This window comes from Pseudomonas sp. GW458-11-26-14-LB4, from assembly GCF_059423925.1.
Map to the genome: position 1 here is coordinate 37259 of NZ_JBWKYU010000023.1, position 14157 is coordinate 51415.

Sequence of the window (14157 nt, forward strand, 5' to 3'; positions counted from 1 at the left end):
GAATCTCTGTACACATTGAAAATAAAGGCCTGCAGAAATCTATCCACAGAAACCATGGGCAGTAAGAATAAGCTTTAAAACAAAGGTTTTATAAATTTCTCTCTTTTTTATTCTTTTAACCGCGAGTTCTCCACAGCTGGTTAAATTTTGTGCAAAGGGTTCTTTAGGAAGGGCGAAGTCCCTATACTTGCCGACCAGGTCCAGAAACCTGATCTCAAACTATTCCTGAATTACCTACTTAAGCAGGCACGAGGTGCGTGGTGGATTTCCCTTCCCGTTTTGAAGTGATCGTCATCGGCGGCGGTCATGCCGGTACCGAGGCAGCACTGGCCTCAGCACGCATGGGTGCAAAAACCCTTCTGCTGACGCACAACGTGGAAACCCTCGGTGCCATGAGTTGCAACCCGGCCATTGGCGGCATTGGCAAAAGCCATCTGGTCAAGGAAATCGACGCCCTCGGCGGCGCGATGGCCATGGCCACCGATCTGGGCGGTATCCAGTTTCGCGTGTTGAACAGCCGCAAAGGCCCAGCCGTACGTGCAACCCGTGCGCAAGCCGACCGGATTTTGTACAAGGCCGCTGTCCGCGAAATTCTGGAAAACCAGCCGAACCTGTGGATATTTCAACAAGCTGCTGACGACCTGATCGTCGAGCAGGAACAAGTACGCGGTGTCGTCACGCAAATGGGTCTGCGTTTCTTCGCCGATTCCGTGGTGTTGACCACCGGTACGTTCCTGGGCGGACTTATCCACATCGGCTTGCAGAATTTTTCCGGTGGTCGCGCCGGTGATCCACCATCGATCGCCCTGGCGCATCGTCTGCGTGAACTGCCGCTGCGTGTCGGTCGCCTGAAAACCGGTACGCCACCGCGTATCGACGGCAAGTCGGTGGATTTCTCGGTGATGACCGAGCAGCCAGGCGATACGCCGATCCCGGTGATGTCGTTCATGGGCAACAAGGAACAACATCCACGGCAAGTCAGTTGCTGGATCACCCACACCAACGCCCGCACCCACGAAATCATTGCCGCAAACCTTGATCGTTCGCCGATGTATTCCGCTGCCGGCGAAATCGAAGGCATCGGCCCGCGTTATTGCCCGTCGATCGAAGACAAGATTCACCGCTTTGCCGACAAGGAAAGCCATCAGGTGTTCATCGAGCCGGAAGGCCTGACCACCCATGAGCTTTATCCGAACGGGATATCCACAAGCCTGCCGTTCGACGTGCAATTGCAGATCGTGCAATCGATCCGCGGCATGGAAAACGCGCACATCGTGCGTCCGGGTTATGCAATCGAGTACGACTACTTCGATCCGCGCGACCTGAAGTACAGCCTCGAAACCAAAGTCATCGGCGGTCTGTTCTTCGCTGGCCAGATCAACGGCACCACCGGTTACGAAGAAGCCGGCGCCCAGGGTTTGCTGGCTGGCGCGAACGCCGCACTGCGCGCGAAAGGCAAAGAAGCCTGGTGCCCGCGTCGTGATGAGGCGTACATCGGGGTATTGGTCGACGACCTGATCACCCTCGGTACCCAAGAGCCGTACCGCATGTTCACTTCCCGTGCCGAGTACCGCCTGATCCTGCGTGAGGACAACGCGGACCTGCGTCTGACCGAAAAAGGTCGCGAACTGGGTCTGGTCGATGACGCGCGCTGGGCGGCGTTCTGCAAGAAACGCGAAAGCATCGAACTCGAAGAGCAGCGTCTGAAAAGCACCTGGGTTCGCCCGGGCACTCCGCAGGGCGATGCGATTGCCAAGAAATTCGGTACGCCGCTGACTCACGAATACAACCTGCTCAATCTCTTGAGCCGTCCGGAAATCGACTACGCTGGTCTGGTCGAAGTGACCGGGCAGGGCGCCGAAGATCCACAGGTCGCCGAACAAGTCGAGATCAAGACCAAATACGCCGGTTACATCGACCGTCAACAGGACGAAATCGCCCGTCTGCGCGCCAGTGAAGACACGAAGCTGCCTGTGGATATCGATTACACCAACATTTCCGGTCTCTCCAAGGAGATCCAGAGCAAGCTGGGCGCCACGCGTCCCGAGACGCTTGGCCAGGCTTCGCGGATCCCCGGTGTGACTCCGGCGGCGATTTCGCTGTTGATGATTCATTTGAAAAAACGCGGCGCGGGCCGTCAGTTGGAGCAAAGCGCTTGAGTTCTAAGGTCACTTCGCAACACGCCGAAGAGTTATCCACAGGAGCCCGCGAGCTCGGTGTCAATCTCACTGAAACCCAGCACGAATTGCTGCTGGGTTATCTGGCCCTGTTGATCAAATGGAACCAGGCCTACAACCTGACCGCCGTTCGCGATCCGGACGAAATGGTTTCCCGTCACCTGCTCGATAGTCTCAGCGTGATGTCGTTCATCGAAAACTGTCGCTGGCTGGATGTCGGCAGCGGCGGCGGCATGCCGGGGATCCCTTTGGCAATCCTTTATCCGGACTCGCAAGTGACCTGCCTGGACAGCAACGGCAAGAAAACGCGCTTCCTGACTCAGGTCAAACTCGAACTCAAACTGGATAACCTCCAAGTTATCCACAGCCGCGTCGAAGCATTCCAGCCTGCACAGCCGTTCAACGGGATCATTTCCCGGGCCTTCAGCAGCATGGAGAACTTCACCAACTGGACTCGCCACCTCGGCGACGCCGATACGCGCTGGCTGGCAATGAAGGGCGTCCATCCGGCCGATGAGCTGGTAGCATTGCCGGCAGACTTCAAACTCGATAGCGAACACGCCCTGGCCGTACCCGGTTGCCAAGGCCAACGCCATCTGCTGATACTGCGCCGCACGGCATGATTGGGAACACAAGCAAGAATGGCTAAGGTATTCGCGATAGCGAACCAGAAGGGTGGTGTGGGCAAGACCACCACCTGCATCAACCTCGCAGCATCCCTGGTCGCGACCAAGCGCCGGGTGCTGTTGATCGATCTCGATCCACAGGGCAACGCCACCATGGGTAGCGGTGTGGATAAACATGGCCTGGAAAACTCGGTCTACGACCTGCTGATCGGCGAATGCGATCTGGCCCAGGCCATGCACTACTCCGAACACGGCGGTTATCAACTGCTGCCGGCCAACCGCGACCTGACGGCGGCCGAAGTGGTGCTGCTGGAAATGCAGATGAAGGAAAGTCGCCTGCGCAGCGCGCTGGCGCCGATTCGTGAAAACTACGATTACATCCTGATCGACTGCCCGCCGTCGCTGTCGATGCTCACACTGAACGCACTGGTCGCTGCTGACGGGGTGATTATCCCCATGCAGTGCGAATACTTTGCGCTCGAAGGTTTGAGCGACCTTGTGGATAACATCAAGCGCATCGCCAAACTGCTGAACCCGAACCTGAAAGTCGAAGGCCTGCTGCGGACCATGTATGACCCGCGCCTGAGCCTGATGAACGATGTATCGGCCCAGCTCAAGGAACACTTCGGTGATCAGCTGTACGACACGGTGATCCCGCGCAACATCCGACTGGCTGAAGCCCCGAGCTACGGCATGCCGGCGCTGGCCTACGACAAGCAATCGCGTGGCGCGCTGGCCTATCTGGCCCTGGCGGGCGAGATGGTTCGCCGTCAGCGCAAAAATTCACGCATCGCCGCTGCCCAGCCAACTTAAGGAATCCCCATGGCCGTCAAGAAACGAGGTCTCGGACGAGGACTGGATGCACTGCTGAGCGGTCCGACTGTCAGCTCGCTGGAAGAACAAGCGGCGCAGGCTGACAGCCGTGAGTTGCAGCACCTGCCGTTGGACTTGCTGCAGCGCGGCAAGTATCAGCCACGCCGGGACATGGATCCGCAGGCGCTGGAAGAGCTGGCGCAGTCGATCAAGGCCCAGGGCGTGATGCAGCCGATCGTGGTTCGCCCGATTGGCGGTGGTCGTTTTGAAATCATCGCCGGCGAGCGCCGCTGGCGCGCCAGTCAGCAGGCCGGCCAGGAAACCATTCCTGCGATGGTCCGCGACGTGCCGGATGAAACCGCGATCGCCATCGCGCTGATCGAGAACATCCAGCGCGAAGACCTGAACCCGATTGAAGAAGCGGTGGCCCTGCAGCGCTTGCAGCAGGAATTCCAGCTCACCCAGCAACAGGTCGCCGAGGCTGTGGGTAAGTCCCGGGTCACGGTAGCCAACCTGTTGCGCCTGATTGCATTGCCGGAAGTCATCAAGACCATGCTGTCCCACGGTGACCTGGAAATGGGTCATGCCCGTGCATTGCTCGGTCTGCCGGACAATCAGCAGGTGGAAGGGGCGCGACATGTTGTCGCACGCGGCCTCACCGTGCGCCAAACCGAGGCACTGGTTCGTCAGTGGTTGAGTGGCAAACCGGAGCCGGTCGAACCGTCCAAACCCGACCCGGATATCGCCCGGCTCGAGCAACGTCTGGCCGAGCGCCTAGGCTCTGCGGTGCAGATCCGCCACGGCAAGAAGGGAAAGGGTCAGTTGGTGATCGGTTACAACTCCCTCGACGAGCTTCAAGGTGTGCTCGCACACATCCGCTGAAACAATTCCTCTTGTAGCGCGCAGTCGGAAATCACTACCTGACAGTTGAATAGGGGCAGAACCGCCCCTATACTCTGCGCGCATTTTGTCGGCACAAATTATGCCAAGTTATTGAATTTCGGCAGCCGACCATTGGAGAGCAATAGTGATGGAAACCCGCAAGCCAAACCGCCTGCCGTTCCATCGCCTGGCGGTTTTTCCGGTGTTGATGGCTCAATTTGTCATTTTGCTCATTGCCGCTTTGGCGCTCTGGCAATGGCACGGAGTCGTTGCCGGATACTCGGGACTTTGCGGAGGCCTGATAGCCTTGCTGCCCAATGTTTATTTCGCTCACAAGGCATTTCGGTTTTCCGGCGCCCGAGCAGCCCAGTCCATCGTCCGGTCTTTCTATGCCGGCGAGGCAGGCAAACTGATTTTGACGGCAGTGCTGTTTGCACTGGTGTTTGCAGGTGTGAAGCCACTGGCGCCGATCGCTGTATTCGGCGCCTTCGTGCTGACTCAGTCGGTCAGCTGGTTCGCTCCCCTGCTGATGAGAACAAGACTTTCGAGACCTTAGGGCGTTTGAGGCAACCATGGCAGAAACAACCGCTTCGGGCTATATCCAGCACCACTTGCAGAACCTGACCTTCGGTCAGCTACCCAACGGCGGCTGGGGCTTTGCCCACACCGCAGCAGAGGCCAAGGAAATGGGCTTCTGGGCTTTCCACGTCGATACCCTCGGCTGGTCGGTCGCGCTGGGTCTGATCTTCGTTCTTCTTTTCCGCATGGCGGCCAAGAAGGCGACTTCCGGTCAGCCGGGTGCATTGCAGAACTTCGTTGAAGTCCTGGTCGAATTCGTCGATGGCAGCGTGAAAGACAGCTTCCATGGCCGTAGCCCGGTGATCGCACCGCTGGCACTGACCATCTTCGTCTGGGTGTTCCTGATGAACGCCGTCGACTTGGTACCGGTCGACTGGATTCCTCAGCTGGCCATCCTGATCTCCGGCGACCACCACATCCCGTTCCGCGCCGTGTCGACCACCGACCCGAACGCGACCCTGGGCATGGCGTTCTCGGTTTTCGCACTGATCATTTTCTATAGCATCAAGGTCAAGGGCCTCGGCGGCTTCATCGGCGAGCTGACCCTGCACCCGTTCGGCAGCAAGAACATCTTCGTTCAGGCCCTGCTGATCCCGGTGAACTTCCTGCTGGAATTCGTGACCCTGATCGCCAAACCGATCTCTCTGGCTCTGCGTCTGTTCGGCAACATGTATGCCGGCGAGCTGGTGTTCATCCTGATCGCTGTGATGTTCGGCAGCGGCCTGCTCTGGCTGAGCGGCCTGGGTGTTGTCCTGCAGTGGGCGTGGGCTGTGTTCCACATCCTGATCATCACCCTGCAGGCGTTCATCTTCATGATGCTGACCATCGTCTACCTGTCGATGGCGCACGAAGAAAACCATTAAGACCAGTCTCGACTAGTCTGATGTCCTTCCCGGTCAAACGGGAAGGGGCTCCTCACGGGGCACCATGAAACGATTTGTTTTACCGCTTTAATCTAAAAAACCTAAACCATACGACGTAAAAGTCGGGAGGAAAGATGGAAACTGTAGTTGGTCTAACCGCTATCGCTGTTGCACTGTTGATCGGCCTGGGCGCACTGGGTACCGCAATTGGTTTCGGCCTGCTGGGCGGCAAGTTCCTGGAAGGCGCAGCGCGTCAGCCAGAAATGGTTCCAATGCTGCAAGTTAAAATGTTCATCGTTGCCGGTCTGCTCGACGCCGTAACCATGATCGGTGTTGGTATCGCTCTGTTCTTCACCTTTGCGAACCCGTTCGTTGGTCAGATCGCTGGCTAATCATTCGGATCTCCGAGTGATTTGGTGTGATGGACAACGTAACTGCGAGGTGTTGGCGTGAACATTAATGCGACCCTGATTGGCCAGTCCGTTGCGTTCCTGATTTTTGTACTGTTCTGCATGAAGTTCGTATGGCCTCCGGTCATCGCAGCTCTGCACGAACGTCAAAAGAAGATCGCTGATGGTCTGGACGCTGCCAGCCGTGCAGCTCGCGACCTGGAGTTGGCCCAAGAAAAAGCGGGTCAGCAACTGCGCGAAGCGAAAGCTCAGGCAGCTGAAATCATCGAGCAAGCCAAGAAACGCGGTAACCAGATTGTCGAAGAGGCCGTTGAAAAGGCCCGCATCGACGCTGACCGTGTGAAGGTTCAGGCTCAAGCCGAGATCGAACAGGAACTGAACAGCGTCAAAGACAAGCTGCGCGCCCAAGTGGGCTTGCTGGCTGTCGGCGGCGCCGAGAAGATCCTGGGTGCCACAATCGATCAAAACGCGCACGCAGAGCTGGTTAACCAACTGGCTGCTGAAATCTAAGCGAGGGCGATCATGGCAGAACTGACCACGTTGGCCCGACCTTACGCTAAGGCGGCCTTCGAGCACGCTCAGGCCCACCAGCAACTGGCCAATTGGTCAGCCATGCTCGGCCTGGCAGCAGCGGTGTCACAAGATGACACCATGCAGCGCGTGCTCAAGGCCCCGCGACTGACGAGCGCAGAAAAGGCCGCCACGTTCATTGACGTGTGCGGCGACAAGTTTGATGCCAAGGCACAGAACTTCATCAATGTCGTTGCCGAAAACGACCGTCTCCCGCTTCTGCCGGAGATCGCCGCTCTGTTTGACCTGTACAAGGCCGAGCAAGAGAAATCGGTAGACGTTGAAGTGACCAGTGCTTTTGCATTGAACCAAGAACAGCAAGACAAACTCGCCAAGGTTCTCAGTGCACGACTCAACCGGGAAGTGCGCCTGCAAGTCGAGGAAGACAGCTCCCTTATCGGGGGGGTGGTCATCCGCGCCGGCGACCTGGTTATCGATGGCTCGATTCGCGGCAAAATCGCGAAACTTGCCGAAGCATTGAAATCTTGAGTTTGAAGGGGCAGCAGAGCAATGCAGCAACTCAATCCTTCCGAAATAAGTGAAATTATCAAGGGCCGCATCGAAAAGCTCGATGTGACCTCCCAAGCCCGTAACGAAGGCACTGTCGTCAGCGTATCTGACGGTATCGTGCGGATTCACGGTCTGGCCGACGTCATGTACGGCGAGATGATCGAGTTTCCGGGCGGCGTCTACGGTATGGCCCTCAACCTGGAGCAAGACTCCGTAGGTGCCGTTGTACTGGGCGCATACACCAGTCTGGCTGAAGGCATGAGCGCCAAGTGCACCGGCCGCATCCTCGAAGTTCCGGTTGGTAAGGAACTGCTGGGTCGCGTTGTCGACGCACTGGGTAACCCTGTTGACGGCAAAGGTCCACTGGGCAACACCGAGACCGACGCGGTCGAGAAAGTTGCTCCGGGCGTGATCTGGCGTAAGTCGGTAGACCAGCCTGTACAGACTGGCTACAAGGCTGTCGATGCCATGATCCCTGTCGGCCGTGGCCAGCGTGAGCTGATCATCGGTGACCGTCAGATCGGTAAAACCGCTCTGGCGATCGACGCGATCATCAACCAGAAAGACAGCGGCATTTTCTGCGTCTACGTGGCAATCGGTCAGAAGCAATCGACCATCGCCAACGTGGTTCGCAAGCTGGAAGAAAACGGTGCACTGGCTAACACCATCATCGTTGCAGCGAGCGCTTCGGAATCTGCAGCACTGCAATTCCTGGCTCCGTACTCCGGTTGCACCATGGGTGAATTCTTCCGCGACCGCGGTGAAGACGCGCTGATCGTTTATGACGATCTGTCCAAGCAAGCAGTGGCTTACCGCCAGATTTCCCTGCTGCTGCGCCGTCCACCAGGCCGTGAAGCTTACCCAGGCGACGTGTTCTATCTCCACTCCCGTCTGCTGGAGCGCGCATCCCGCGTTTCGGAAGAGTACGTAGAGAAGTTCACCAACGGCGCAGTGACCGGCAAAACCGGTTCCCTGACCGCACTGCCGATCATCGAAACCCAGGCTGGCGACGTTTCCGCGTTTGTTCCGACCAACGTGATTTCCATCACCGACGGTCAGATCTTCCTGGAATCGGCCATGTTCAACTCGGGCATCCGCCCTGCAGTGAACGCCGGTGTTTCGGTATCCCGTGTGGGTGGTGCCGCTCAGACCAAGATCATCAAGAAGCTGTCCGGTGGTATCCGTACCGCTCTGGCTCAGTACCGTGAACTGGCGGCATTCGCCCAGTTCGCTTCTGACCTGGACGAAGCGACCCGCAAGCAACTTGAGCATGGTCAGCGCGTTACCGAGCTGATGAAGCAGAAGCAATACGCACCGATGTCGATCGCTGACATGGCGCTGTCGCTGTATGCCGCTGAGCGTGGGTTCCTGACTGACATTGAAATCGCCAAGATCGGCAGCTTCGAACAAGCGCTGATTGCTTTCTTCAACCGCGATCACGCCGACTTGATGGCGAAGATCAACGTTAAAGGTGACTTCAATGACGAAATCGACGCTGGCCTGAAGGCTGGTATCGAGAAGTTCAAGGCCACCCAAACCTGGTAAGCCGCAGCGGGAGCCGCAAGGCTCCCGCTTGCTAACCTGATAGGTGTTACATGGCAGGCGCAAAAGAGATTCGCAGTAAGATTGCGAGCATCAAAAGCACGCAAAAAATTACCAGCGCCATGGAAAAAGTGGCGGTCAGCAAAATGCGCAAGGCACAAATGCGCATGGCTGCTAGCCGTCCTTATGCGGAGCGTATCCGCCAGGTAATTGGGCATCTGGCCAACGCCAACCCGGAATACCGCCACCCGTTCATGATCGATCGCGAAGTAAAGCGCGTCGGTTATGTCGTCGTGAGCAGTGACCGTGGTCTGTGCGGCGGCTTGAACACCAACCTGTTCAAGGCCCTGGTCAAGGACATGGCGGTAAACCGCGAAAACGGCGTCGAGATCGATCTGTGTGTCGTTGGTAGCAAGGGGGCGGCCTTTTTCCGCAACTTCGGCGGTAACGTCGTTGCAGCTATCAGCCACCTGGGTGAAGAGCCGTCGATCAATGATCTGATCGGCAGCGTCAAGGTGATGCTGGATGCCTACCTGGACGGCCGTATTGACCGCCTGTCCGTGGTATCCAACAAGTTCATCAACACCATGACGCAACAGCCTACCGTGGAGCAGTTGATTCCACTGGTGGCGACCCCGGATCAGGAACTCAAGCACCACTGGGACTACCTCTACGAACCAGACGCCAAAGAGCTGCTTGACGGCTTGATGGTGCGTTACGTGGAGTCGCAGGTGTACCAGGCGGTGGTCGAGAACAACGCGGCTGAACAGGCTGCGCGGATGATCGCGATGAAGAACGCTACCGACAACGCCGGTGATTTGATCAGCGATTTGCAGCTGATCTACAACAAGGCGCGTCAGGCTGCGATCACCCAAGAGATCTCGGAAATCGTCGGCGGCGCTGCCGCGGTTTAACGGTTCAAATATTCAGAGGATCCAGCTATGAGTAGCGGACGTATCGTTCAAATCATCGGCGCCGTTATCGACGTGGAATTTCCACGCGACAGCGTACCGAGCATCTACGACGCCTTGAAGGTTCAAGGCGCCGAAACCACTCTGGAAGTTCAGCAGCAGCTGGGCGACGGCGTGGTTCGTACCATTGCGATGGGCTCCACCGAAGGCTTGAAGCGCGGTCTGGACGTCAACAACACTGGCGCAGCCATCTCCGTACCGGTCGGTAAAGCGACTCTGGGCCGGATCATGGACGTACTGGGCAACCCGATCGACGAAGCTGGCCCGATCGGCGAAGAAGAGCGCTGGGGTATCCACCGCGCCGCTCCTTCCTTCGCTGAACAGGCCGGTGGCAACGAGCTGCTGGAAACAGGCATCAAGGTTATCGACCTGGTTTGCCCGTTCGCCAAGGGCGGTAAAGTCGGTCTGTTCGGTGGTGCCGGTGTAGGCAAGACCGTAAACATGATGGAACTGATCCGTAACATCGCCATCGAGCACAGCGGTTATTCCGTGTTCGCCGGTGTGGGTGAGCGTACTCGTGAGGGTAACGACTTCTACCACGAGATGAAGGACTCCAACGTTCTCGACAAGGTAGCCCTGGTCTACGGTCAGATGAACGAGCCACCGGGAAACCGTCTGCGCGTAGCGCTGACCGGTCTGACCATGGCCGAGAAGTTCCGTGACGAAGGTAACGACGTTCTGTTGTTCGTCGACAACATCTATCGTTACACCCTGGCCGGTACCGAAGTATCCGCACTGCTGGGCCGTATGCCTTCGGCAGTAGGTTACCAGCCGACCCTGGCAGAAGAGATGGGCGTGCTGCAAGAGCGCATCACTTCGACCAAGCAAGGTTCGATTACTTCGATCCAGGCCGTATACGTACCAGCGGACGACTTGACTGACCCGTCGCCAGCGACCACGTTTGCTCACCTGGACGCCACCGTCGTTCTGTCCCGTGACATCGCTTCCCTGGGTATCTACCCGGCGGTAGACCCACTGGACTCGACTTCGCGTCAGCTGGACCCGAACGTGATCGGCAACGATCACTACGAGACCGCTCGTGGTGTTCAGTACGTGCTGCAGCGTTACAAAGAGCTGAAGGACATCATCGCGATCCTGGGTATGGACGAGCTGTCGGAAGCCGACAAGCAGTTGGTAAACCGTGCTCGTAAGATCCAGCGCTTCTTGTCGCAGCCGTTCTTCGTGGCTGAAGTCTTCACCGGTGCTTCGGGTAAATACGTTTCCCTGAAAGACACCATTGCTGGCTTCAAAGGCATCCTCAACGGTGACTACGACCACCTGCCAGAACAAGCGTTCTACATGGTCGGCGGCATCGAAGAAGCGATCGAGAAAGCCAAGAAACTGTAATCCAGGCGCCCGGCAACGGGCGCTAATTTAGGTTGAGGCAATCAGATGGCTATGACAGTCCATTGCGACATCGTCAGCGCGGAAGGAGAAATCTTTTCCGGCCTGGTCGAGATGGTGATTGCGCACGGTGCTCTGGGTGATCTTGGTATCGCTCTGGGCCACGCGCCGCTGATCACTAATCTGAAGCCAGGTCCGATCCGCCTGATCAAGCAAGGCGGGGAAGCCGAGGTGTTCTACATCTCCGGTGGTTTCCTCGAGGTTCAGCCGAACATGGTCAAGGTGCTTGCCGATACCGTGCAACGTGCCGCCGACCTGGATGAAGCTCAGGCTCAAGCAGCTCTCAAGGCTGCCGAAGCTGCTCTGCATGAGAAGAGCGCAGATTTCGACTACGGAGCTGCATCCGCACGTCTGGCCGAGGCTGCAGCTCAGCTGCGCACCGTCCAGCAGATCCGCAAGAAGTTTGGCGGTTAATCCGTCAGCCACTTGTTGTGCGATTGATAAAAAAGGGTAGCCTCGGCTACCCTTTTTTCTTTTCAGAATTCCCGAAACCCCGGTCGCAGTTGCTGACCACCCAGGATTGGTAGCCAGTCATGTCTCTTGAAATCGTTATCCTCGCGGCCGGTCAAGGCACCCGCATGCGTTCCGCGCTGCCAAAAGTGCTGCACCCGATTGCCGGCGACTCCATGCTCGGTCATGTTATCCACAGCGCCCGTCAACTTAATCCACAGCGCATCCATGTCGTCATCGGCCATGGTGCGGATGTAGTACGCGAACGTCTGGCCGCAGACGACCTGAACTTCGTGTTGCAGGACAAGCAGCTGGGCACCGGCCACGCCACGGCCCAGGCTGTTCCGTTCATTACGGCCGATACCGTACTGATTCTCTACGGTGACGTGCCGTTGATCGAGGTCGAGACCTTGCAGCGTCTGCTCAAGCACGTTGTACCGGGGCAAATGGGTCTGCTCACCGTCGAACTGGACGACCCCACGGGTTATGGCCGCATCGTGCGCGACGCCGACGGCAAGGTGGCCGCCATCGTTGAGCACAAAGACGCCAGCGAAGCACAACGGGCGATCACCGAAGGCAATACCGGCATCCTAGCTGTGCCGGCCAATCGCCTGGCGGACTGGATGAGTCGCCTGTCGAACAACAACGCGCAGGGCGAGTATTACTTGACCGACGTGATCGAGATGGCAGTCAACGACGGCCTGACTGTCGCCACCGAACAACCGCACGACCCGATGGAAGTGCAGGGCGCCAACGATCGCAAACAGCTTTCCGAGCTGGAGCGTCATTATCAGTTGCGCGCCGGTCGTCGCCTGATGGCTCAGGGTGTCACTCTTCGCGATCCTGCCCGGTTTGATGTACGTGGCGAAGTGACCGTCGGTCGCGACGTGCTGATCGATATCAACGTGATTCTCGAAGGCAAGGTCGTCATTGAGGACGACGTGGTCATCGGCCCGAACTGCGTGATCAAGGACAGCACCCTGCGCAAAGGCGTGGTGATCAAGGCCAACAGTCATATTGAAGGCGCAGTGTTGGGTGAAGGCAGCGATGCCGGCCCGTTTGCCCGTCTGCGTCCGGGCACTGTGCTGGAGGCCCGCGCCCATGTGGGTAACTTCGTCGAACTGAAAAATGCCCGCTTGGGCGAGGGCGCCAAGGCCGGACACCTGACATACCTTGGTGACGCCGAGATTGGTGCGCGCACCAATATCGGCGCCGGCACCATCACCTGCAACTACGATGGCGCCAACAAGTGGAAAACCGTGTTGGGCGAAGATGTATTCATCGGCTCCAACAACTCGCTGGTAGCGCCTGTGGATATCTCCGCCGGTGCAACCACTGCGGCCGGTTCGACCATTACCCAGAATGTGGATAACGCGCAGTTGGCGGTTGGTCGGGCACGGCAGAAGAACATCGATGGCTGGAAGCGGCCTGAGAAGATCAAGAAGAGCTGAGTTATCCACAATGCTCGATGTATGAAAAAGACCGCCGCCGGCGGTCTTTTTTATTGGGCACGTCTTGACGATTTGCAGCTGATAGGTTTTGATTGCTTCCGTTATCTTTCGAATCGAAACTTAGTAGCCCATGTCGAAACGCAATACACCTCAGCGTCGTCACAACATTCTGGCTTTGCTTAATGAGCAGGGCGAAGTGAGTGTGGACGAACTGGCCAAGCGCTTCGAAACTTCGGAAGTTACGATTCGCAAGGATCTCGCCGCCCTGGAAAGTCATGGCCTGTTGCTGCGCCGTTACGGGGGAGCGATCACCATGCCTCAAGAGTTGGTGGCAGACGTCAGTCAGAACGTTTCCAAATACAAACAGGCGATTGCCCGCGCCGCGGTTACACGCATCCGCGAGCACGCCCGCATCATCATCGACAGCGGCAGCACCACCGCCGCCATGATTCCCGAGCTTGGCCAGCAGCCAGGCCTGGTGGTGATGACCAATTCCCTGCACGTGGCCAACGCCCTGAGCGAGCTCGAACACGAGCCGGTACTGCTGATGACCGGCGGTACGTGGGATCCCCACTCGGAATCCTTTCAGGGCCAGGTCGCCGAGCAGGTACTACGCTCTTACGACTTCGATCAGTTGTTTATTGGTGCCGATGGCATCGACCTGGTGCGCGGCACCACCACTTTCAATGAGCTGCTCGGCCTGAGCCGGGTGATGGCGGAAGTGGCGCGGGAAGTGATCGTGATGGTCGAGGCCGACAAGATCGGCCGCAAGATTCCCAACCTGGAGCTGCCATGGAGCAGCGTCCATACCCTAATTACCGATGATCGCCTGCCCCTTGAGGCACGCGCTCAGATTCAGGCTCGCGGTATCAACTTGATTTGCGCGACTGTCAGTCAGGAGAAATAAGC

Annotated in this window: 15 protein-coding genes; all 15 read left to right on the forward strand. The window is 57.8% G+C overall.

Features of this window, described 5'->3' with window-relative positions; translation table 11 throughout:
• Positions 1–260 precede the first annotated feature (260 nt).
• The 15 genes from mnmG (at position 261) to AC07XZ_RS24915 (ending at position 14155) form a co-directional block, all read left to right on the forward strand.
• Positions 261–2159: a tRNA uridine-5-carboxymethylaminomethyl(34) synthesis enzyme MnmG gene (gene mnmG / locus AC07XZ_RS24845; RefSeq protein ID WP_102687910.1), complete on the forward strand. Its 1899-nt coding sequence runs from the start codon at positions 261–263 to the stop codon at positions 2157–2159.
• Positions 2156–2800 carry a 16S rRNA (guanine(527)-N(7))-methyltransferase RsmG gene (rsmG, locus tag AC07XZ_RS24850; RefSeq protein ID WP_102687911.1) on the forward strand — a complete coding sequence of 215 codons (645 nt, stop codon included), beginning with the start codon at positions 2156–2158 and terminating at the stop codon, positions 2798–2800. The genes mnmG and rsmG overlap by 4 nt, the downstream gene beginning before the upstream one ends.
• 18 nt (positions 2801–2818) lie before the next feature.
• On the forward strand, positions 2819–3616 hold the full coding sequence (locus tag AC07XZ_RS24855) for a ParA family protein (RefSeq protein WP_102687912.1): 798 nt from the start codon (positions 2819–2821) through the stop codon (positions 3614–3616).
• Positions 3617–3625: 9 nt separating this feature from the next.
• Entirely contained in the window at positions 3626–4498 is an 873-nt protein-coding gene (locus AC07XZ_RS24860; RefSeq protein ID WP_064600630.1) for a ParB/RepB/Spo0J family partition protein, read from the forward strand.
• Positions 4499–4646: 148 nt separating this feature from the next.
• A complete protein-coding gene (locus AC07XZ_RS24865) occupies positions 4647–5054 on the forward strand; it encodes a F0F1 ATP synthase subunit I (RefSeq protein ID WP_003229783.1) in 408 nt (135 codons plus the stop codon).
• Between the two features lie 16 nt (positions 5055–5070).
• The gene (gene atpB, locus AC07XZ_RS24870; RefSeq protein ID WP_007954148.1) at positions 5071–5940 is read left to right on the forward strand and encodes a F0F1 ATP synthase subunit A; all 870 of its coding nucleotides are present in this window, start codon (positions 5071–5073) and stop codon (positions 5938–5940) included.
• 134 nt (positions 5941–6074) lie between these two features.
• Positions 6075–6332: a F0F1 ATP synthase subunit C gene (atpE, locus tag AC07XZ_RS24875; RefSeq protein WP_003097235.1), complete on the forward strand. Its 258-nt coding sequence runs from the start codon at positions 6075–6077 to the stop codon at positions 6330–6332.
• 57 nt (positions 6333–6389) lie between these two features.
• Positions 6390–6860, forward strand: a complete 471-nt coding sequence (locus AC07XZ_RS24880) for a F0F1 ATP synthase subunit B (RefSeq protein WP_011336718.1) — start codon at positions 6390–6392, stop codon at positions 6858–6860.
• A gap of 12 nt (positions 6861–6872) precedes the next feature.
• Complete coding sequence (locus AC07XZ_RS24885; protein WP_011336717.1) at positions 6873–7409, forward strand: F0F1 ATP synthase subunit delta; 537 nt, start codon at positions 6873–6875, stop codon at positions 7407–7409.
• Positions 7410–7430: 21 nt separating this feature from the next.
• Positions 7431–8975 (forward strand): F0F1 ATP synthase subunit alpha, encoded by a 1545-nt coding sequence (atpA, locus tag AC07XZ_RS24890; protein ID WP_041073579.1) that lies wholly within the window; start codon positions 7431–7433, stop codon positions 8973–8975.
• Between the two features lie 50 nt (positions 8976–9025).
• Positions 9026–9886, forward strand: coding sequence for a F0F1 ATP synthase subunit gamma (gene atpG / locus AC07XZ_RS24895; protein ID WP_007954161.1), 861 nt, complete (start codon positions 9026–9028; stop codon positions 9884–9886).
• Between the two features lie 27 nt (positions 9887–9913).
• Entirely contained in the window at positions 9914–11290 is a 1377-nt protein-coding gene (gene atpD / locus AC07XZ_RS24900) for a F0F1 ATP synthase subunit beta (RefSeq protein ID WP_007954162.1), read from the forward strand.
• Between the two features lie 45 nt (positions 11291–11335).
• Positions 11336–11761: a F0F1 ATP synthase subunit epsilon gene (locus AC07XZ_RS24905; protein WP_007954164.1), complete on the forward strand. Its 426-nt coding sequence runs from the start codon at positions 11336–11338 to the stop codon at positions 11759–11761.
• 119 nt (positions 11762–11880) lie between these two features.
• Positions 11881–13248 carry a bifunctional UDP-N-acetylglucosamine diphosphorylase/glucosamine-1-phosphate N-acetyltransferase GlmU gene (gene glmU, locus AC07XZ_RS24910; RefSeq protein ID WP_102719539.1) on the forward strand — a complete coding sequence of 456 codons (1368 nt, stop codon included), beginning with the start codon at positions 11881–11883 and terminating at the stop codon, positions 13246–13248.
• Positions 13249–13378: 130 nt separating this feature from the next.
• Positions 13379–14155: a DeoR/GlpR family DNA-binding transcription regulator gene (locus tag AC07XZ_RS24915; RefSeq protein ID WP_102687914.1), complete on the forward strand. Its 777-nt coding sequence runs from the start codon at positions 13379–13381 to the stop codon at positions 14153–14155.
• Positions 14156–14157: the final 2 nt, after the last annotated feature.